The organism is Pseudomonas sp. FEN (genome assembly GCF_904067045.1).
Taxonomy (GTDB): Bacteria; Pseudomonadota; Gammaproteobacteria; order Pseudomonadales; family Pseudomonadaceae; genus Aquipseudomonas.
Genome location: NZ_CAJFDC010000015.1, coordinates 33944 through 50952, shown reverse-complemented (window position 1 = coordinate 50952; position 17009 = coordinate 33944). Strand labels below are relative to the sequence as shown.

19 protein-coding genes and 1 pseudogene are annotated in these 17009 nt (G+C 60.6%); 10 read left to right on the top strand and 10 right to left on the bottom strand.

Annotated elements, in window-relative coordinates; genetic code table 11:
* Positions 1 to 112: 112 nt before the first annotated feature.
* The 3 genes from PFEN_RS18525 (at position 113) to PFEN_RS18515 (ending at position 2595) form a co-directional block, all read left to right on the top strand.
* Positions 113 to 640: a winged helix DNA-binding protein gene (locus tag PFEN_RS18525; RefSeq protein ID WP_191488261.1), complete on the top strand. Its 528-nt coding sequence runs from the start codon at positions 113 to 115 to the stop codon at positions 638 to 640.
* Positions 641 to 796: 156 nt separating this feature from the next.
* Complete coding sequence (locus tag PFEN_RS18520; protein ID WP_191488260.1) at positions 797 to 1894, top strand: styrene monooxygenase/indole monooxygenase family protein; 1098 nt, start codon at positions 797 to 799, stop codon at positions 1892 to 1894.
* Positions 1895 to 1947: 53 nt separating this feature from the next.
* The gene (locus tag PFEN_RS18515) at positions 1948 to 2595 is read left to right on the top strand and encodes a hypothetical protein (RefSeq protein WP_191488259.1); all 648 of its coding nucleotides are present in this window, start codon (positions 1948 to 1950) and stop codon (positions 2593 to 2595) included.
* Between the two features lie 204 nt (positions 2596 to 2799).
* Here the strand turns inward: PFEN_RS18515 and PFEN_RS18510 are convergent, their stop codons facing one another.
* Positions 2800 to 3024, bottom strand: a complete 225-nt coding sequence (locus tag PFEN_RS18510; protein WP_191488258.1) for a hypothetical protein — start codon at positions 3022 to 3024, stop codon at positions 2800 to 2802.
* Between the two features lie 266 nt (positions 3025 to 3290).
* Between PFEN_RS18510 and PFEN_RS18505 the strand changes: the two genes are divergently transcribed.
* Positions 3291 to 4469 carry an MFS transporter gene (locus PFEN_RS18505; protein ID WP_191488257.1) on the top strand — a complete coding sequence of 393 codons (1179 nt, stop codon included), beginning with the start codon at positions 3291 to 3293 and terminating at the stop codon, positions 4467 to 4469.
* A gap of 97 nt (positions 4470 to 4566) precedes the next feature.
* On the opposite strand, the gene PFEN_RS18500 is transcribed toward PFEN_RS18505, so the two are convergent.
* The 5 genes from PFEN_RS18500 to PFEN_RS18480 form a co-directional block, all read right to left on the bottom strand.
* Positions 4567 to 4773, bottom strand: a complete 207-nt coding sequence (locus PFEN_RS18500) for a YXWGXW repeat-containing protein (protein WP_191488256.1) — start codon at positions 4771 to 4773, stop codon at positions 4567 to 4569.
* Between the two features lie 86 nt (positions 4774 to 4859).
* Complete coding sequence (locus tag PFEN_RS18495) at positions 4860 to 5339, bottom strand: periplasmic heavy metal sensor (RefSeq protein ID WP_191488255.1); 480 nt, start codon at positions 5337 to 5339, stop codon at positions 4860 to 4862.
* Complete coding sequence (locus PFEN_RS18490; protein WP_191488254.1) at positions 5336 to 5770, bottom strand: hypothetical protein; 435 nt, start codon at positions 5768 to 5770, stop codon at positions 5336 to 5338. The genes PFEN_RS18495 and PFEN_RS18490 overlap by 4 nt, the downstream gene beginning before the upstream one ends.
* Positions 5767 to 6348, bottom strand: coding sequence for an RNA polymerase sigma factor (locus tag PFEN_RS18485; RefSeq protein ID WP_191488253.1), 582 nt, complete (start codon positions 6346 to 6348; stop codon positions 5767 to 5769). The genes PFEN_RS18490 and PFEN_RS18485 overlap by 4 nt, the downstream gene beginning before the upstream one ends.
* Before the next feature lie 77 nt (positions 6349 to 6425).
* The gene (locus tag PFEN_RS18480; RefSeq protein WP_191488252.1) at positions 6426 to 6749 is read right to left on the bottom strand and encodes a YXWGXW repeat-containing protein; all 324 of its coding nucleotides are present in this window, start codon (positions 6747 to 6749) and stop codon (positions 6426 to 6428) included.
* Between the two features lie 319 nt (positions 6750 to 7068).
* Here PFEN_RS18480 and PFEN_RS18475 point away from each other — a divergent pair, with 319 nt between their 5' ends.
* Positions 7069 to 7941, top strand: coding sequence for an undecaprenyl-diphosphate phosphatase (locus tag PFEN_RS18475; RefSeq protein ID WP_191488251.1), 873 nt, complete (start codon positions 7069 to 7071; stop codon positions 7939 to 7941).
* A gap of 26 nt (positions 7942 to 7967) precedes the next feature.
* Here PFEN_RS18475 and PFEN_RS18470 read toward each other — a convergent pair whose 3' ends face one another.
* Positions 7968 to 9164 (bottom strand): DUF2252 family protein, encoded by a 1197-nt coding sequence (locus PFEN_RS18470; protein ID WP_191488250.1) that lies wholly within the window; start codon positions 9162 to 9164, stop codon positions 7968 to 7970.
* Between the two features lie 354 nt (positions 9165 to 9518).
* A pseudogene (locus PFEN_RS18465) lies at positions 9519 to 10304 on the bottom strand (class I adenylate-forming enzyme family protein); the annotation flags it as partial.
* A gap of 87 nt (positions 10305 to 10391) precedes the next feature.
* On the opposite strand from PFEN_RS18465, the gene PFEN_RS18460 reads away from it, so the two are divergent.
* A complete protein-coding gene (locus PFEN_RS18460; RefSeq protein WP_191488248.1) occupies positions 10392 to 10619 on the top strand; it encodes a hypothetical protein in 228 nt (75 codons plus the stop codon).
* Between the two features lie 113 nt (positions 10620 to 10732).
* Positions 10733 to 11707, top strand: coding sequence for a LysR family transcriptional regulator (locus tag PFEN_RS18455; protein WP_191488247.1), 975 nt, complete (start codon positions 10733 to 10735; stop codon positions 11705 to 11707).
* On the opposite strand, the gene lhgO is transcribed toward PFEN_RS18455, so the two are convergent.
* Together lhgO and PFEN_RS18445 are read right to left on the bottom strand one after the other, a co-directional pair.
* Positions 11704 to 12897 carry an L-2-hydroxyglutarate oxidase gene (lhgO, locus tag PFEN_RS18450; protein WP_191488246.1) on the bottom strand — a complete coding sequence of 398 codons (1194 nt, stop codon included), beginning with the start codon at positions 12895 to 12897 and terminating at the stop codon, positions 11704 to 11706. The two genes, PFEN_RS18455 and lhgO, sit on opposite strands and share 4 nt — an antisense overlap.
* 62 nt (positions 12898 to 12959) lie before the next feature.
* A complete protein-coding gene (locus PFEN_RS18445) occupies positions 12960 to 13865 on the bottom strand; it encodes a LysR family transcriptional regulator (protein ID WP_191488245.1) in 906 nt (301 codons plus the stop codon).
* A gap of 115 nt (positions 13866 to 13980) precedes the next feature.
* On the opposite strand from PFEN_RS18445, the gene PFEN_RS18440 reads away from it, so the two are divergent.
* The 3 genes from PFEN_RS18440 to PFEN_RS18430 are packed head-to-tail and all read left to right on the top strand — an operon-like array spanning position 13981 to position 16965.
* The gene (locus PFEN_RS18440) at positions 13981 to 15273 is read left to right on the top strand and encodes a CitMHS family transporter (RefSeq protein WP_191488244.1); all 1293 of its coding nucleotides are present in this window, start codon (positions 13981 to 13983) and stop codon (positions 15271 to 15273) included.
* 16 nt (positions 15274 to 15289) lie between these two features.
* A complete protein-coding gene (locus PFEN_RS18435) occupies positions 15290 to 16642 on the top strand; it encodes an acyclic terpene utilization AtuA family protein (RefSeq protein WP_191488243.1) in 1353 nt (450 codons plus the stop codon).
* Positions 16639 to 16965, top strand: a complete 327-nt coding sequence (locus tag PFEN_RS18430) for a hypothetical protein (protein ID WP_191488242.1) — start codon at positions 16639 to 16641, stop codon at positions 16963 to 16965. The genes PFEN_RS18435 and PFEN_RS18430 overlap by 4 nt, the downstream gene beginning before the upstream one ends.
* Positions 16966 to 17009: the final 44 nt, after the last annotated feature.

The following is a 17009-nucleotide window of genomic DNA, read 5'->3' as shown; positions in this document are numbered from 1 at the left end:
CGTATAGGACGATGGGCTAGTTTGTACGATCAGGTTAATTTCTTGGTGTATCCATTGCCAAGCTAGGCAAAATATGTAGAAATTGATTCAATCAAAGACTGAAGGCCCACCTATGTATATTGACAAGACGTGGCATCTCGCTATCACTGATGACGAAGTGGATTGGGCTGAGTGCGAGCTGCAGCTTTGGAGGGCTTTCAATGCCTTCAAACGTTGGCAACTGGAGTGCGAAAAAATGGTCAACAATAGCAAGTTATCGGTCGATGAGTTGGCGGTGCTTCATGTCATTCGTATGAATGATCGACCTAAAACCATTGCTGAGGTAGGGCGGCTGTTGAATCGCCCTGATCACTTCAATATTAATTACAGTATTACCAAGCTCAGCGAGAGAGGGTTGGTGAGAAAGTATCAGCCGCTCAAGAACAAGCACGTGCAGCTCAGCGTTACCGAGGAGGGGCGAAGAAGCACGGATAAATATACGGAGGCCCGCAAGAATATACTGTTTGGAGAGTTTTCAAGTGAAATCGGCAGTATCAACCTCAAGGAGGTTGTTCTTGGGCTCAGGCAAATCAAGGTGGTGTATGAAGAGGCTCATCGAGCCGCTTCAGTTTATAAGTCTGTCAATGCTGAGTTTGGTTGACGCTGGTTTGGATTTTTGAGGGTTGTCCCATGAGAAATATTGCAATTGTTGGCGCCGGGCAAGCTGGGCTTTTGCTTGCAATAGCGCTTAAAAAAAGGTTATGACGTAACGCTGTTCAGCGATCGAACAGCAGGGCAAATTCGCAATGGAAGAATCATGTCCAGTCAGGGGATGTTCGATACGGCGTTGCAGATTGAAAGGCGCTGGGGGCTTAATTTCTGGGATGAGGAATGCCCTTGGAACACGTCGGTGACTTTTACATTGGGCAAGTCGGCTACTGCTCGAAAGGACGTTGAGTGGAAAGGAAAAATGCAACAACCCTTTCAATCGATTGATCAGCGGCTGAAATTTTCCCGCTGGCTTGACGTTTTCCAGCGTCTTGAAGGTCATTTAGTCGTTCAGGACGTCACGTTGGCGGACCTTGATGAGATTTCCAGGTGGCATGAATTAACTGTTGTTGCCAGTGGTAAAGGTGAGATTGGCCAATGTTTTCCACGCGATCATGAACGCTCGACATTCGACGCGCCTCAACGAGCGCTGGCCTGTCTGTATGTGACCGGGATGTTACCGACTGAATACCTCCCAGGTGTTCGGGTTAATGTGATTCCCAACGTTGGAGAATATATAACGATGCCCGGGCTGGCGTTGGGCGGACGCTGCGAAATGATGTTGTTTGAGGGTATTCCGGGGCGTGCGTTCGATGCCTTCAGTGGTGAGATGAGTGTCGATGAACAGTTGAACCTCGGTAAAGCATTACTCAGCCGCTATGTGCCATGGGAGGCGGAAAGGTCTGGCAATATCAAGTTGGCAGACGGACAGGCGACCTTGAAGGGGCGCTACACACCGGCTGTAAAACATCCGGTTGCCAAGATGCCGGGAGGAACGTTCGTTTTAGGTATGGCGGACGCTGTTGTGCTGAATGATCCGATTGCCGGTCAAGGGGCGAACAGTGCGACGAAATGTGCCAGCGTTTATTTTGATCGAATCGTTGAACGCAATAAGGATCCCTTTGATGAAACCTGGATGCAGGAAACCTTTGAGTGTTGTTGGCGGCGGTATGCCCGGGCGTCAACGGAGTGGTCCAATATATTGCTGATGAGATCGTCCAGGCAGGTCGTGGAACTTTTACGTTCGGCTTCACAGTTGCCCAGTTTGGCGGACAAATTGGCGAATGGGTTTGATGATGCAAACGCTTTTTTCCCTTGGATTGCCGATCCGATTGAAACCAGAGGAGTGATTGACAGTTTTAAGTAATGCGAAGTTTCTGTTTTTGAAAAAATAATCCCGTAACGGTCGAGGAAACGAATGTGGTCACCCTGGATAGGCCTGTGAGAGAGGCGAGTTTTGAATTGTTGCTGAAGGAGAACCAGAGATTTGCTGAGCGCTACAGGGGCAGTAATCTCATGTGCTTGATTCAGAGCAAGCAGATGGAAGATAAAGAAAATAGAGAGCGCTTACTGGATTCCATTCAGATATTTTCCGATTACTTCCAAAAAACCATCATGTTGAGAAGTGTTTTTTGTGATGACCTTGAATTTTTATCCGTTGTGCAACTGCACCTTAATGAGGAGTTCGGCCACAATTTCAAATTGATGAAGGATCGAAAGTACCGCGCACCGGTCTGGCATCCTGTGCTGGAAGCTACCGCGGCCTGGTTTGCCTGGAAAATGCTCACGCTGGACAATGCAGAAAAAACCGTGCTGATTCACCTTGTCCTGGAGGCGAGTGCCAATATATTTTTCAGCGCTGCTCACAAAGTCATGTGTGATTATGGTGAAACCGACTATTTTGAAGTGCATGCACAGGCGGATGCCGAGCACGAACAAATGGGCAGTGAGCTGTTGGCGCGTCTTTGCGCGGAAAAATATGTGAGTTTAATGACGATACAACAACAGGGCTGGGACATGCTGAACGCCGCGTGTGATCAAATCGCTTACTTGAGTACCCATTCATGATCCTGCCCCCGTTGCCTTGGAGGGCATCCCCGCGTCGATATTGGCTGTAGCGAGCAACGTCTTTATCGCGCTCGCGCATCCACAGGCGATGCCGCCCACACGGTCATCACTTGGGGGCACCGCTGCATTCGCCGTGCATGCGGTACGCCGTCCCTGACCGGCCAAGTCTCTCTGGCGACACCCGGTCGACGTCGCGTGGGTTGTTCAGCTCGAGCCTTGCGCCTGTTCGACCGCGTTGCGCACGGCATTGCCCAGCTCTTCGCAGCACCGGTAATACGTTCGCTCGGCGATCCTGACGGCTTTGAAGCCGTCTTCCAGCGTGTCTTTTGGCACCTTGCTCAAGTCGGCGACCATCGTGCGCCATGTCGCACGGGCACTGTCCGCCGCTGCCAGGTGGGGTTTGAGGAGATCCGCGTCAATCATCGTCATAGCAGGCGATTCCTTGCTGTGGCTTCCCGTGACCGGCCTGTCCGCGATCAGCCCCCGTCGGAGCTGTCGCCTGCCAGCAGAGGAAAACCCTTGTTGTTCAGGACGTTGTCGATTTTTGACCGTATGTTGTCGATTCGGGGGTGTCGCCCCTTTTTGTTTTTCTTCGCTCAGCTTAGGGGGAGGCGGGTAAACTGTCGAATGTTCGTGCTCCCGCTGGAGCTTGTTTGCCGATGGATCTTCGTGTTGCCGCTCATCAAGGAGGGCGTATGCGTGAAACGCTTCGATCCATTCCGCGCACGATCTGGGCGCTGGGTTTTGTCAGCCTGTTCATGGATCTGTCGTCGGAGCTGGTGCATGCCCTCTTGCCCGTCTACCTGGTGGGAACGTTGGGCGTCAGTATGCTGGCCGTCGGTATCATCGAGGGGGTGGCGGAGGCTACGGCGCTGATCGTGAAGGTATTTTCCGGGGCGTTCAGCGATTTCATCGGCCGCCGAAAAGAGTTGCTGCTGCTGGGCTACGGTCTCGCGGCCCTGACCAAACCGCTGTTTCCCTTGGCGGCGTCGGCGCAGTTGGTCTTTACCGCGCGAATCCTCGACCGGATCGGCAAGGGGATACGCGGTGCGCCGCGTGATGCGCTGATTGCCGATATCGCGCCTCCTGCTATCCGTGGCGCCTGTTTTGGGCTGCGCCAATCGATGGATACCATTGGTGCGTTTCTGGGGCCACTGCTGGCGATTGTGCTGATGGTCGGGTTTGCCGGCGACATTTCCCGGGTGCTCTGGTTTGCCGTGATCCCGGCTGCGGTTGCCGTCGGGTTGTTGCTATTCGGAGTCAGCGAACCCGGGCATGAAGCGGGGCGAAAGCCCCTGCGCTCGCCTATACGGTTCCAGTCGCTGGCCCGTTTTTCCCGGGAATACTGGTGGGTAGTGTGCATCGGCGCGGTGTTCACCCTGGCGCGCTTCAGCGAAGCCTTTCTGGTCCTGCGTGCCCAGCAAGCCGGCTTCAGCGCGACGTGGGTACCGTTGGTCATGGTGGTGATGGCGGGGTTCTACATGCTCTCGGCTTATCCGGTGGGTAAATGGTCTGACAGCGTCAGTCGAACGACGCTACTCGGTGCCGGCCTGGTGTTGTTGATCCTGGCCGATATCGTCCTGGCCGATACGCAATCCATTGTCGGGCTGCTCCTGGGGGTCGGCTTGTGGGGACTGCACATGGGCTTCAGCCAGGGCATCCTGGCCACGCTGGTGGCGGACACCACCCCCGCCGACCTGAAAGGCACGGCGTTCGGGGTGTTCAATCTGGTCAGCGGGGGCGCGCTGTTGTTGGCCAGCGTCATTGCCGGCTGGCTGTGGCAGGTCCATGGCGCGGCGGCGACGTTCTACACAGGCGCGGCATTCTCGGCGGCGGCCTTGGTTCTGCTGTACGGCAGATATCGTCGCGCCTGAAAGGCTTGCAGAAAAAGAAACCTTGAGCCGCGTCAAAGTCCGTGGAACGTGTCACCGCCTCCCAGGCGGCTTGGTGGGCAAACTTGCCGAACCGGCGCTAGCGCCAATGCCCAGGCACCCAGACCCACTGGTTACCGCCCCAGCGATAATGCCCGGCGACCCAGTGATAACTAGGCGCGGGCATGACCGGCACGACTTCGACAATCGGCGGCGGTCGACGCGGATGCACCGGTTCGATAACACAGCCGGCCAGTGATGCGGCCATCAGGCTGGCGATAAGCGCGGTCTTGAATATTCGCGGCATTGTCTTACTCCTTGCTGAACATCGGGTCGTCGCCTTGTTGGCGGGCTTCAAGGGTTAAACGTTGCACAGCGTAAAATCCGTCGCGACTAGAGGGTTTTCTGCATGGCCTTGCCTTTGGCCGCTCCGCGAAAATACAGGGAATCGACCAGCTTGCGGCGCTCCTCCTGAGGCAGTGTGTTGGCGAACTCCGCCAGCGTGTTGTCCACCAGCGCCCTGAGCGCGCTATCGGCCTCGCGGGCCTTGCCCAGATCCGCCAGCAACGCCGGACGGTCCAGTGTCGGTGCCTCAAGCTGCTTGATGACATCCTGACGCGCCTGGCGACCGGCCATGATCAGCGGTTGACTGTCGGCTCGGTTGCGACGCAGCATTTGGCGCAATTCACGTTGGCGCGTTTCCGGCAGCTGCACCATTGCCTGGCGCAAGCCATGCTGGTTGACGGCCGCCACGGCCGGCTGCGCATTCACCAACCAGTGGTAGATGCCACCGCCGATGCCACAGATCAGAAAGACATTGAGCATCAACGACACCAGCAGCAGGTTCTTGATGGTCTTGGATGGTTGACTCATTGCTCGCTTTCCTCGGCGTTCACGGTGAAGACGATGTCGGCATCGCCTTGGTCGAAGATGCTCGGCAGCGCTTCGGATGCGCTGGGCAAGGGCAGGCTGAGCGAGGCCACCAGCATTCCGGCGGCAATGCCCGCCAGGCCCACGCCGACGAAACCGACCCGGGACAGCCAGTCGGCGTAGCGGCTCCAGAACGACAGTGGCCTGGCCGTGAGCGCCGACGCGGCGATACGCCGGGCCAATGCCGGGTCGGGGGATGCCAGTTGATAACTGTCGAGCAAGCTGTCGAGCCGCCGGGCCTGCCGCAGCACGTCGAGTGACGCCGCATCGCCATGCTCGAGCAGCGCCTGGGCGGCGGCGCGCTCGGCGATTGGCCAGCGTTGCAGGTCCGCGCCGTAGGCGTCGGCCAGGTAAGCAAATCGTTCGGGCGTCATGGTGTTCCCCTTCCCAGGCTGTCTGGGCCGTGCGTTTCGGCAAGATGGTCGCGCAGGTTGCGTCTGGCCCGCGACAGCAGGCTTTCCAGTGCATCGACGCTGATGTTCATCAGCGCCGCCGCTTCGATGTTCGACAGCTCCTGGTAGTACTGCAGCACGATGGCTTCGCGCTGACGCTCGGGCAGCGCCGCCAGCGCCCTGGCCATCTGCGCGCTGCGCGCTGTTGCCTCCAACTGCTCATCGGGGCGGGGAGCGCTGTCGACCGGCTCGTTGCCGGATTCATCGTCCTCCAGCGGGCGCTCCTTGCGCTTGCGCAGTCGGTCGTGACAGAGGTTCAGCACCACCCGGTGCAGCCAAGTGTCGAAACGGGCCTCGCCACTGCGCCAGTTTGCCGCTTGTCTCCAGATACGCAGGAAACTTTCCTGCGCTACATCCTTGGCCTCGTCGGCATCGCCCAGCATTCGGCTGGCGAGTGCGAGCAAACGGGGCAGCTTGCGCGACACCATCTCGTTGACGGCGGCCGGCTCCTTGTTGCCGATACGGGCCAGCAGCTCAACGTCCGGATCAGTTTCTTTCAATAGTACAAGTCTCGGTCCGGTGATGGATTCGGGTATTGCTGGCCGGGCGGCGCAGATGCACCGCCCGGCCCTGGGGATCAGCGGATCCAGTGGCCTTCGACCCAGCGCCAGTTAGGTCCGCGAGGTTCCCAGTGGCCCGGTTCCCAGCGGGCATTGCGCATCACCCGCTGCCAATGGCCGGGGACCCAGGCGTAACCCCGGCCTTCCCAGCGCCAATGACCGCGGTCCCAGGCATAGCCGGGGCGCTCCATGGGAACGGCCTCGACGCGCATGGGCGGCGGCGCTTCGCGGATGATGATCTCGGGCTGAGCAAAGGTCGGCGTGCTGGTCAGCGCGGCGAATGCCAGCGGGATCAACAGGAGGGCATGGCGCAATTTGGCCAGAGGTCGTGCAGGTCTCATGACAACTCCTTCAGGCTGCGTACGAAAGTGAACGCTGCTGATGGGTTGAACGATAGGTGCCGGGGAAATCCGTCGCGAGAAAAAACATTTTCTTCGATGCGTTCCGAAGAGGGCACATGGGGCGGATTCTGGCCTGTTCGCCTGCCACAGACTGCCTGTCATAAAATGAAGTAATTCCCAGCTTGTGTTTTACGAGTTGTTGAGGCTGGAAAAACCTGAAAAACAGGCCCATCATTCCCGCCGCTGTCTAATCTTCACAGGTCTGCTCCGCGCCTCGCGGGAGGCGGTGGGAAATTATCCTTCGTTTCGGGAAATTATTTTGTCTAATGTCTGCTCCAGCGGCCTCGATATTGGCTTCGCTTCGCTGAACTACCTGCAAATCGGCATTCTGGGTATCATCCAGGGCATCACGGAACTGCTGCCTATCTCCTCTACCGCGCACATGCGGATCGTGCCGGCGGTACTCGGCTGGCAGGATCCGGGCTCGGCCTTTTCGGCGGCGATGCAACTGGCGGCGTTGGCGGCGGTGGTCAGTTATTTCTGGCGCGATGTGCGCGATGTGGTGGGTGGCAGCATCAGCGCGGTGCGCCAGCGCGACTATGACAGCCCGTGGTTCCGGTTGGCGGTGGCGATCATTCTGGCGACCATCCCTATCGGGATCGCCGGTCTGGCCTTGTCTTCGACACTCAATGCCTGCGATTCCCCCATGCGCGGGCTGACGGTGATCGGTATTTCCTGCCTGGTGATGGCCGTGTTGATGGCGGTGTCCGAATTCAGTTGTCGGCATCAGCGCGTGGTGGGCGAGATGCGCCTGCGCGATGCACTGATTGTCGGTATTGCCCAGGTCGGCGCGCTGATCCCGGGGGTTTCGCGTTCCGGCTCGACCCTGACCGCGGCGCTGTTTCTCAACTTCAAGCGTGAAGAGGCCGCCCGGTTCTCGTTCCTGCTGGGCTTGCCGGCGATCGCGCTGGCCGGGCTCAAGGAGTTGTGGGTGCTGCATCATGCGCAGATCCCGGCTGAAGCCTGGACTCATCTGCTGTTCGGACTGGTGGTGGCCAGCGTCTCGGCGTTCTGCGCGATCTGGGGGTTGATGCGTTTCCTGGAACGCTTCTCCACCTGGCCGTTCGTGGCCTATCGCGCGGCGCTGGGGATTTTCCTGCTTGTCGCGGTCAACACCGGCTTTCTGTCGTAATTGAAAGACCCGAGCGTAGCCCCTGGCTACGCTTGTTTCGCCATGCCCAGCGCATAGCGCCGACAATGTTCCAGATACCCCTGCTCATGGCTGCCCATCAGTTGCACGACGCTCGTCCATAACCAGGAGGGCGCATCGAGGGTTTTCGAGCGATTGAGTTGCAACTCCGTCCGCCAGCTTTTACGCGTGGCTTCATCCATCTGCCGGGCATGGGCGATGCCGATCACCCGGGCCAGATAGCCCGCCGCGTGCATGGCGGCGGATTCATTGAGGGTGTCCAGTTCCAACTTGAGGTCCTGCGGCAGCAGTTCACGAATGAACATTCCGTGGTCGAGAAAGCGCGTGGCGATCATCCGTTCTCCCAGGCCGGGAGAAAGCTGCCGGGCGCCCTCGATCACCCGTCGCGCATTGTCCCGTGGCATGTGCACGTGGGCGCCACGGGGGGCGGCCGCGGCGACGGCTTCCTTGACGTCGATCAGGCAATAATCCTGCTCGTCGTGTCCGCCGACGCCCAGCAGCACGGCGTAGCGCAGCAGCCCCAGCGAGCTGCAGCCCTTGACCCAGTAGGCACAGTCGAGCAGTTCGACGCTGGCATCGTTGGGGCGGCCTTTGAGTGAGGTCACCAGGGCGTGGATCTGCTCGCCGGCACACAACGCCTTGATCGCGACTTTTTCGTCACGGGACATCGGCCAGAAATGCCGACCCATCGGCAGGCTCGGCTTGGTGTTCTCCATGCGTTCGCGGGCCAGGTTCTTCCAAGTGCGCTTGACCGCGTTACGCAGGCTGGTCTTGACCTGCGACGGGCGCTCGGGCGTATGGTCGGTCTCGTCCAGCAGGGCCTGTTCGTAACCGAGCATCATTTCCTCGAGCATGCGCGCGGTGGTCACCCCGGGCAGGTCCGAGCCGCAGGCGGCGGTCGCCAGGGACAGGGCCAGGCGCACCAGGTCATGGGCGGGGTTGCCAATTACCGTCTGGTCCAGGTCACGAATATGGATGTCGATACCGCCGCGACTGTTCCCAGTGGGGCCCAGGTTGCCGGTATGACAGTCGCCGCAGATCCACACGTCGGGGCCATGGGGCAGGCGTCGACCGCGCTGGCTATGCAACCACTCGTAGAATTGGACCGTATTGCCGCGCACATAGGCATGGGCCGAGCGGGCCATTTTTTCGTTGCGCAGGTTGGACAGGATGACGCTGCGTTCGGCAGGACGGGGTGGTTTCAAGGGGGACTCTTTGTCTGGGGAGGGAGGCGATACTCGTCTGGTACAGAGCTTAGGACCTGTGTGTCGCTGCTTTCGATCCCTGTCCCGGTGGTTTTCGGCGCAAAAAAAAAGGCCCGCACAGAGTGCGGGCCAATAAGAGGTTTCACCAAAGAAGCAGGTAGAAATATAAACATCTCGGGCCTTGTTCACAGTGAAAGAAGTTTTATTGGTTAAGGATAAAAAACCAATATTTTCAAAAGCTTGTGTATGAATGACGAGCTGCTTTCCTGGCTGCCGCTGAAGATTTTTTCATGATTTGCGTCCGGCGTGGGGGTCATTGGCGCTGGTCAGTAGCCAGCCATCCAGCAGGCATCGGTAGCCCTGGCGGCGGGTCTGCCCGACCATGCGCTTGAGCATGGCGGGTGTCGCGAACATGCTGACGTTACCCAGTCGGCTGGCCAGTTCGAACAACTCCTCGGCGTTGAAACCTCGGGAGTCCGGGACGACATGGCGGGCGGCACGGCGCACATGGATAAAGTTATTGAGTCCGGCACCCTGGGACATCGGCGCCGCATACACCACCGCCTCCTCGGCGCTGATCGGATCGACATTGAGCGGATAACGCAGTGACATGGTCGCCAGGTTGCCGTGGCTCAGCATGACCCCTTTGGAGCGGCCGGTGGTGCCTGAGGTGTAGAACAGCCAGGCCAGGTCATCGGCAAGACGTGGATAAGGAGTGTTCGGCAGTGGCGAAACCATCGAGGTGAGTGCGCCCATATCCTCACGATCCAGCTCTCGACATCCTGGGGGTAAGGCATTGCGTGGGAACAGTTGGCCGTCATCGGTCACAATCAGCCGGGCCTGTGCATCGCCGACGATATAGCTGGCCTCGACGGTTGGCAGATCGTAGTTGATCGGCACCGTGACCGCGCCGACCCACCAGATGGCATAGAGCAGTTCAAGGTATTCGCAACAGTTCGGCATGAACAGGGCGATGCGATCGCCGGGGACGATGCCATGGTCGTTGATCAGGTACGCGGCCCGGTGCCGGACCAGGGCGGCAAAGGTGCCATAGTTGGCGACTTGCCGCGCGCCCTCGAACAAGGCCGGTCGCTCCGGACAACGCTGGCTGGCATCAGCCAACCAGTTGGCGATATTCATGTTCAGCTCCTGCGTGCCTGAAGGACCGAGGCGTGGTTGGCGACCGCCATGCCGCCCATGTTGAATACCAGACCGAATTCGGGTCACTTGAACGATCAGATCTTCCAGGGTGCAACCGGCAAGACGGCCAAAGGGCGAGTGACCGGCGGCAGCAATGGATACGAAATCATGAATCATGGTCATGTTCCTCTTGGCGTGGATAGCGCGAGAGCCTTATCCCAAGACGGCTCAAAGGGACTGATTTTTTCCCGGCCATTCACGAACTTCTTCACTGACCAGGGCTGCAGATTCCCCGACGGCTTCATCCAGCGCTGACATGTCCGTTTGCTCCTTTTTACCTGCGCCCCTGTGGGGATAGCAGGAAGGCTAACGGAAGGGCTTTTTTTGTGTTGCAATGCCACGTTGTGAAAAGTGCAATGAGGTGATCAATGGCACTGGATATGTTGGGTGAGCTGGAAGCCTTTGCGACGGTGGCTCGCAAGCGTAGCTTCGTGGCCGCGGCGCGTGCGCTGGGACGCTCTCCCAGCTCGCTGACCCGGGCGGTTCAGGCCCTGGAGGAAAGCGCCGGGCTCAAGTTGTTCAATCGTTCGTCGAGTGCGGTGAGCTTGACCGAGGCGGGGGAGCGCTTCTTGCCCCACGCCTACAAAATGCTGGATCTGCAACGTGAGGCCGATGAAGACCTGGCCGGTCTCAGCGGCCAGGCCCATGGCTGGATCCGCTTTTCCGCCCCGGAGTTTCTCGGGCATGGGGTATTGCCGCGATTGATCGCGCAGTACTGCGAGCGTTATCCAGACGTGAACGTTGATGTGATTTTCACTGATGAGACCATCGACCCGGCCAAGAGCAAGCTGGACTTCTCGATTCGCGGTGCGTTTCCACAATCCAGTGACCTGATTGGTTTTCCGCTCTGGGGCTATTCACGTCACCTCTATGCCAGCCCCGCCTATCTGGAGCGGCGCGGAATGCCTGACTCTCTCGAGTCGCTGGAGGCACATGCGCTGATCCTGCATACAGCGCCGCGGATCCTCAAGGAATGGAATTTTCTCCGCGAGGACCACACCATCAGCTTTCGGGTGCATCCGAAATTTCGCTTCAGCTCCGGCGCGGCGGTGTTCCACGCGGCGCTGGCGGGCGTCGGGATCGCCCGCCTGGCGGACTGGCTGGCGGAGCCGGAAGTGGAGGCGGGGCGTCTGGTGCGGGTCTGTCCCGAGTACAAGCTGACCTCCAGCAGCGGCGAGAACCCACAGATGCACGCGGTGTATCCGGTTGGGAATCTGCCGCTGCGGGTCAAGTCGCTGCTGGAGGTGATCCGCGACTTTGGCGAAAGCCTGGATCGCAAGCACTCACTGACGTTGCAGGCCACCGCCAGACAGCGCCTGTACGCGGAAGGGCTTCCTGGTTAACGGGCGGCAAACAGGCGGTCGGCGATCATTGCGCCGATCGGCATGGCGGAAGTGGCGGCGGGTGACGGTGCATTGCAGACGTGGACCATGCGTGGCGTTTCGGCGAACAGGAAGTCATGCACCAGCGTGCCGTCGCGCATTACCGCCTGGGCCCGGATGCCGGCCTCGTAGGGCAACAGGTCATCGAGGACCAGCGATGGACAGTACTTGCGGCACTGTTCCAGGTAGCCGCGCTTGAACAATGAGTTCTTCATTTCCAGGCTGGCGGAGCCCAGGTTCTGCCACAGGGTTTGCCAGAACCCGGGAAAGGCCGCGTATTGCGCGACATCCCGCCAGTTGATGGAAAATTTCCGGTAGTTTTCCCGGCCCAGTCCCAGTACGGCGTTCGGGCCGACCGTGATGCTGCCATCAATCATCCGGGTCAGGTGCACGCCGAGGAATGGCAGGTCCGGATCGGGAATCGGGTAGATCAGGTGATTGACGATGTCATTCTTCGCGGCCGGGAGGCGGAAGTATTCACCGCGGAAGGGAATGATCTGATGGTCGATGCGGATGCCGGCCAAGGTCGCCAGGCGGTCGGATTGCAGACCGGCACAGGCCACCAGTTTGCGTGCCTGCCAGGCGCGGTCGTGACAGCTGACGGTGACTTTGTCGCTGTCTTCCTGGATGGCCGTCACCGTGCTGTCGAGCTGGATCTCGCCACCCGCGGCGCGGATGACCCGGGCCATGGCCTGGCAGATTTCGCGGTAGTCGACGATGCCCGTGGCGTTGAGGAACAGGCCGCCGAGGCCGACGATGTTCGGTTCGCGCCGCCGCAATTCCTCGGCGTCGAGGCGTTCGACCCGCAGGCCGTTGAGTTGCGAGCGTTCGTACAGGGCTTGCATGCGTTGCACTTCGAGGGCGGTGGAGGCCACCAGCAACTTGCCGCAGACCTCGAAGTGGATCCCCTGTTCGCGGCAGAAGTCCTTGGTGGCCTGGGCTCCGCGCTTGCACAGGTCGGCCTTGAGGCTGCCCGGCGCGTAGTAGATACCGGCATGGATCACGCCGCTGTTATGACCTGTCTGATGGCAGGCCAGGCTGGCTTCCTTCTCCAGGATCACCAGCGAGGCGTCGGGTTGGCGCTGGAGCAACTCCATGGCCGTGGCCAGGCCGACGATGCCGCCACCGATGATGCAGAAGTCATAAATCATGGAGCAGACCCTCCTTGTCGTTCATGTCCAGTTATCGGGTTGTCAGGCAATGCCCGATTGATTCAGGGTTTATCAAGAAACCGTGCCTGGGCCAAGCCTTCCCGGATCAAGGCCACGAACCGCGTCGCGGCGGGTGACAGGGGCTGGTTGCTGCGGCTGATCAGGCCGATCTCGCGGTTGACGCCGGGGTGTTCCACGGGACGTTTGCGCAAGCCGTTCAGGCCGTCATCCGCCGACTCCGGTAGCAGCGCCATGCCCAGTCCCTGGCGCACCAGTGCCAGGACCGTGGACATGTAGTTGGCTTCCAGCCCCGGGACCAGTATCAGGCCTTGTTCGTCGAAGAGTTGCTCGACCCGTTCGCGTACACTGCTGTCGCGTCCGGTCAGAATCATCGCTTGGCCGCTCAGGTCCGCCAGGCTGAGTGTTTTTTTCCGTGCCAGCGGGTGTTCGTCGGGCAGGAACAGGCAGAGGCGATCAACCATGACCACTTCAAAGTCCAGCCCATGATTGAGCCGGGCCCGCACCCCCAGTCCGAAGTCCACCTCGTTCTCCCGCACCAGGCTGTCGATACGCTGGGCGACCACGTCGCGCAGGCGGATTTCGATACCGGGATAGGCTTGGCGAAACTGCTTGAGCAGCGGCGGCAAGGCGCCGGAGCAGATCGATGGCAAGGCGGCCAGGGTCACCACGCCCCGTTGCAGGCTGGCCAGGTCGCGGGAGCCGCTGACGATATTGTCCAGGTCCAGCAACAGCTTTTCCATGGGCCCGCGAGCCTGCTGGCCGGCGCCGGTCAGGTTGACCTGGCGTGGGCTGCGCTCCAGTAGGGTGATACCCAGCCACTCTTCCAATTGCTGGACCTGTACCGTCAGCGCCGAGGGTGAAAGGTGCAGCAGGGCAGCGGCGCGGGTGAAGCTGCCGGTCTGGGCGACGGTGAGGAAGGCGCGGATGTGCTGGATAGCGTTCTTCATTCTGTTTTTCCGAATGCATTGCGGTGAACATTCCAATTTACAAAGCTTAACCGCGTTCCAATACTCGGGGGAAAACAATAACTGCCCGCCATTGAGCGGCCCCGGAGTTTTCCCCATGCTCGCCACGTTGGGTGTCATCACCATCGTCTGTCTGCTTGCGGCTGTCATGAGCAAGCGTCTCTCGCCCCTGGTCGCGTTGATCGCCTTGCCGATCATCGCCGCGCTGCTCGGCGGTTTCGGTCTGCAAACCAGTGCCTTTATCATCACCGGCATCAAGAATGTCGCCCCGGTGGTGGGCATGTTCGTGTTCGCCATTCTGTTCTTCGGGGTGATGACCGATGCCGGCATGCTCGACCCGATCATTGACCGCATCCTGCGCACGGTGGGCACGCGGCCCACGCGAATTGTCATGGGCACGGCCTTGCTGGCGTTGCTCGTGCACCTTGACGGTTCCGGTGCGGTGACGTTTCTGGTGACCGTCCCGGCGATGTTGCCGTTGTATACGCGGCTGGGCATTGACCGGCGGATCCTGGCCTGCGTCGCGGCGATGGCCGCCGGGGTGAATTTTCTGCCCTGGACCGGTCCCGTGCTGCGTTCGTCGGCGGCCCTGCACGTGCCGGTAGCGGATCTGTTCCAGCCGCTGATTCCGGTGCAGATCGTCGGTTTGCTGTTTGTCTTCGTCTGTGCCTGGTGGTTGGGCCGGCGTGAAGAGCGGCGCTTGGGCCTGGGGGCCGATGTTGCCGTGGGCAGTGTGCCGAGCCGGGTGATCAGCGAACAGCAAGAAGCCCTGCGCCGCCCGCGGCTGTTCTGGGCCAACCTGTTGCTGACGGTGCTGGTGATGGTGGTGATGATTGCCGGTTGGGTCGACCCGGTGGTGATGTTCATGCTCGGTACCGTGGTTGCGCTGTGCCTCAACTACCCGAATGTCGACGCCCAGCGCGCCCGTATCGACGCCCACGCCAAGACCGCCTTGACCATGGCCAGCATTCTCCTGGCGGCCGGGGTCTTTACCGGAATCATGCAGGGCACCGGGATGCTCAAGGCCATGGCCGAAGTGGCGGTGGCGCAGATCCCGGCCGGCCACGGCAAGTTGATTCCGGCGGTGGTGGGTTTTCTGTCGATGCCGCTGAGCCTGTTGTTCGATCCGGACTCCTTTTACTTTGGCGTGATGCCGGTGATCGCTGAAGTCGGCAAGGCCTTGGGCGTGGAGCCCTTGCAGGTGGCCCAGGCGTCCTTGCTGGGCGTGCACACCACCGGCTTCCCCGTCAGCCCGCTGACCCCCGCGACCTTTTTGCTGGTGGGCCTGTGCAAGATCGAACTGGCCGATCACCAGCGTTTCACCATTCCTTTCCTGCTCGCCGCCTCGGTGTTGATGACCCTGACGGCGTTGCTTCTGGGCATCTTTTGACATGAGGGAGCTTGCGATGAAAACCTTGCGTATCGGCTCCGGTGCCGGTTATTCGGGCGACCGCATTGAACCGGCGGTGGAACTGGCGGCGAAGGGCGAACTGGATTACCTGGTGTTCGAATGCCTGGCCGAACGAACCATCGCCCTGGCGCAACAGGCCCGGCTCAGCGATCCCGAGGGCGGCTATGACCCGCTGTTGCGTGAGCGGATGGAGCGGGTGTTGCCCTTCGTCGCCACTGCCAGACGGCGCTTGCGCATCATCACCAATATGGGCGCGGCCAATCCCCTGGCCGCCGCGCGCGAGGTCCGCCGGATCGCCGCCGAGCTGGGCCTGCATGGGCTCAGGATTGCCGCGGTGACCGGTGACGATGTGCTGGCGGCACTGCGAGCCGAACCGAGTCGCCTGCTGGACAATGGCTTGCGGGTCGAGCAATTGGGGGACCGGCTGGTCTCCGCCAATGCCTACCTGGGTGCGGAAGGCATCGTCCAGGCCCTGGCGGCCGATGCCGATGTGGTGATCACCGGCCGGGTGGCCGATCCATCGTTGTTTCTCGCGCCACTGTGCTTCGAGTTTGGCTGGGCGTCGGACGACTGGCCGCGTCTGGGCCGTGGCACGCTGGTCGGCCATCTGCTGGAGTGTGCGGGGCAGATTACTGGCGGCTACTTTGCCGATCCGGGCGTCAAGGAGGTGCCGGACCTGGCGCGCCTGGGGTTTCCCCTGGCCGAAGTGGATGCCGAGGGGCGGGCGACCATTACCAAGGTCGCCGACAGTGGCGGGCGGGTGGACGTGGCGACTTGCACGGAGCAACTGCTCTATGAGGTGCATGATCCGGCGGCCTACCTGACGCCGGATGTCACGGCGGATTTTCAGGCGGTGAGTTTTGTCGAGGAAGGCGCCGACCGGGTCGGCGTGCGGGGCGCGAGCGGACGCCCGCGTCCGGACACCTTGAAGGTCTCGGTCGGGTACCTGGATGGTTGGATCGGCGAGGGGCAGATGTCCTATGGCGGTCCCGGTGCTTTGGCTCGGGCGCGGCTGGCCCGGGAGATTGTTTTGCAACGCCTGGAGATCATCGGTGTAAAGGCCGAGGAAGTTCGGGCTGAACTGCTGGGGGTTGATGCCCTGTATGGTGAAACGCTGAGCGCGCGCGGACCGGGCGCCCCCTGGGAAGTGCGTTTGCGGGTGGCGGCGCGTTGTCTGGACCGGGCCGATGCGCTGCGCGTCGGCAATGAGGTGGAGACGCTGTACACCAACGGTCCTTCAGGCGGTGGCGGGGCGAGCAAGAGCGTGCGGCAGGTGGTGGCGGTGGCGTCGCTGCTGCTGCCACGGGAAAACCTGACGGCAACTGTTCATCTGGAGGACCGCTCATGAGCCATCTTGAATTGCGCACCTTTGCCCATTCGCGTACCGGCGACAAGGGCGATACCTCGAATATCTCGGTGATCGCCTACCGTGCCGAGGACTACCCAAGGTTATGTGAATGGCTGACGGCGGAGCGGGTGGCGGACTACTTTGCGCCGCTGCTCGATCCGACCGCCGGGCCGGTGCGGCGTTATGCGTTACCCGGTGTGCGGGCCTTGAATTTCGTTTTGCCGGGCATCCTGCGGGGCGGTGTAACCCGTTCGCTGGCCTTGGATGCCCACGGCAAAAGTCTGGGATCGGCGCTACTGGGTATGGAGTGGGAGCGCGATTAACCTCAATGCGCTCCTACAGGTTTCGTGGCGTTTTCCAAGCCCCT

What these genes read in the sequence shown, in the direction of transcription:
- PFEN_RS18525 (WP_191488261.1), top strand. Translation starts at nt 113, where the DNA reads ATGTATATTGACAAGACGTGGCATCTCGCTATCACTGATGACGAAGTG.
- PFEN_RS18520 (WP_191488260.1), top strand. Translation starts at nt 797, where the DNA reads ATGTCCAGTCAGGGGATGTTCGATACGGCGTTGCAGATTGAAAGGCGC.
- PFEN_RS18510 (WP_191488258.1), bottom strand. Translation starts at nt 3,024, where the DNA reads ATGACGATGATTGACGCGGATCTCCTCAAACCCCACCTGGCAGCGGCG.
- PFEN_RS18505 (WP_191488257.1), top strand. Translation starts at nt 3,291, where the DNA reads ATGCGTGAAACGCTTCGATCCATTCCGCGCACGATCTGGGCGCTGGGT.
- PFEN_RS18500 (WP_191488256.1), bottom strand. Translation starts at nt 4,773, where the DNA reads ATGCCGCGAATATTCAAGACCGCGCTTATCGCCAGCCTGATGGCCGCA.
- PFEN_RS18495 (WP_191488255.1), bottom strand. Translation starts at nt 5,339, where the DNA reads ATGAGTCAACCATCCAAGACCATCAAGAACCTGCTGCTGGTGTCGTTG.
- PFEN_RS18490 (WP_191488254.1), bottom strand. Translation starts at nt 5,770, where the DNA reads ATGACGCCCGAACGATTTGCTTACCTGGCCGACGCCTACGGCGCGGAC.
- PFEN_RS18480 (WP_191488252.1), bottom strand. Translation starts at nt 6,749, where the DNA reads ATGAGACCTGCACGACCTCTGGCCAAATTGCGCCATGCCCTCCTGTTG.
- PFEN_RS18455 (WP_191488247.1), top strand. Translation starts at nt 10,733, where the DNA reads ATGGCACTGGATATGTTGGGTGAGCTGGAAGCCTTTGCGACGGTGGCT.
- lhgO (WP_191488246.1), bottom strand. Translation starts at nt 12,897, where the DNA reads ATGATTTATGACTTCTGCATCATCGGTGGCGGCATCGTCGGCCTGGCC.
- PFEN_RS18445 (WP_191488245.1), bottom strand. Translation starts at nt 13,865, where the DNA reads ATGAAGAACGCTATCCAGCACATCCGCGCCTTCCTCACCGTCGCCCAG.
- PFEN_RS18440 (WP_191488244.1), top strand. Translation starts at nt 13,981, where the DNA reads ATGCTCGCCACGTTGGGTGTCATCACCATCGTCTGTCTGCTTGCGGCT.
- PFEN_RS18435 (WP_191488243.1), top strand. Translation starts at nt 15,290, where the DNA reads ATGAAAACCTTGCGTATCGGCTCCGGTGCCGGTTATTCGGGCGACCGC.
- PFEN_RS18430 (WP_191488242.1), top strand. Translation starts at nt 16,639, where the DNA reads ATGAGCCATCTTGAATTGCGCACCTTTGCCCATTCGCGTACCGGCGAC.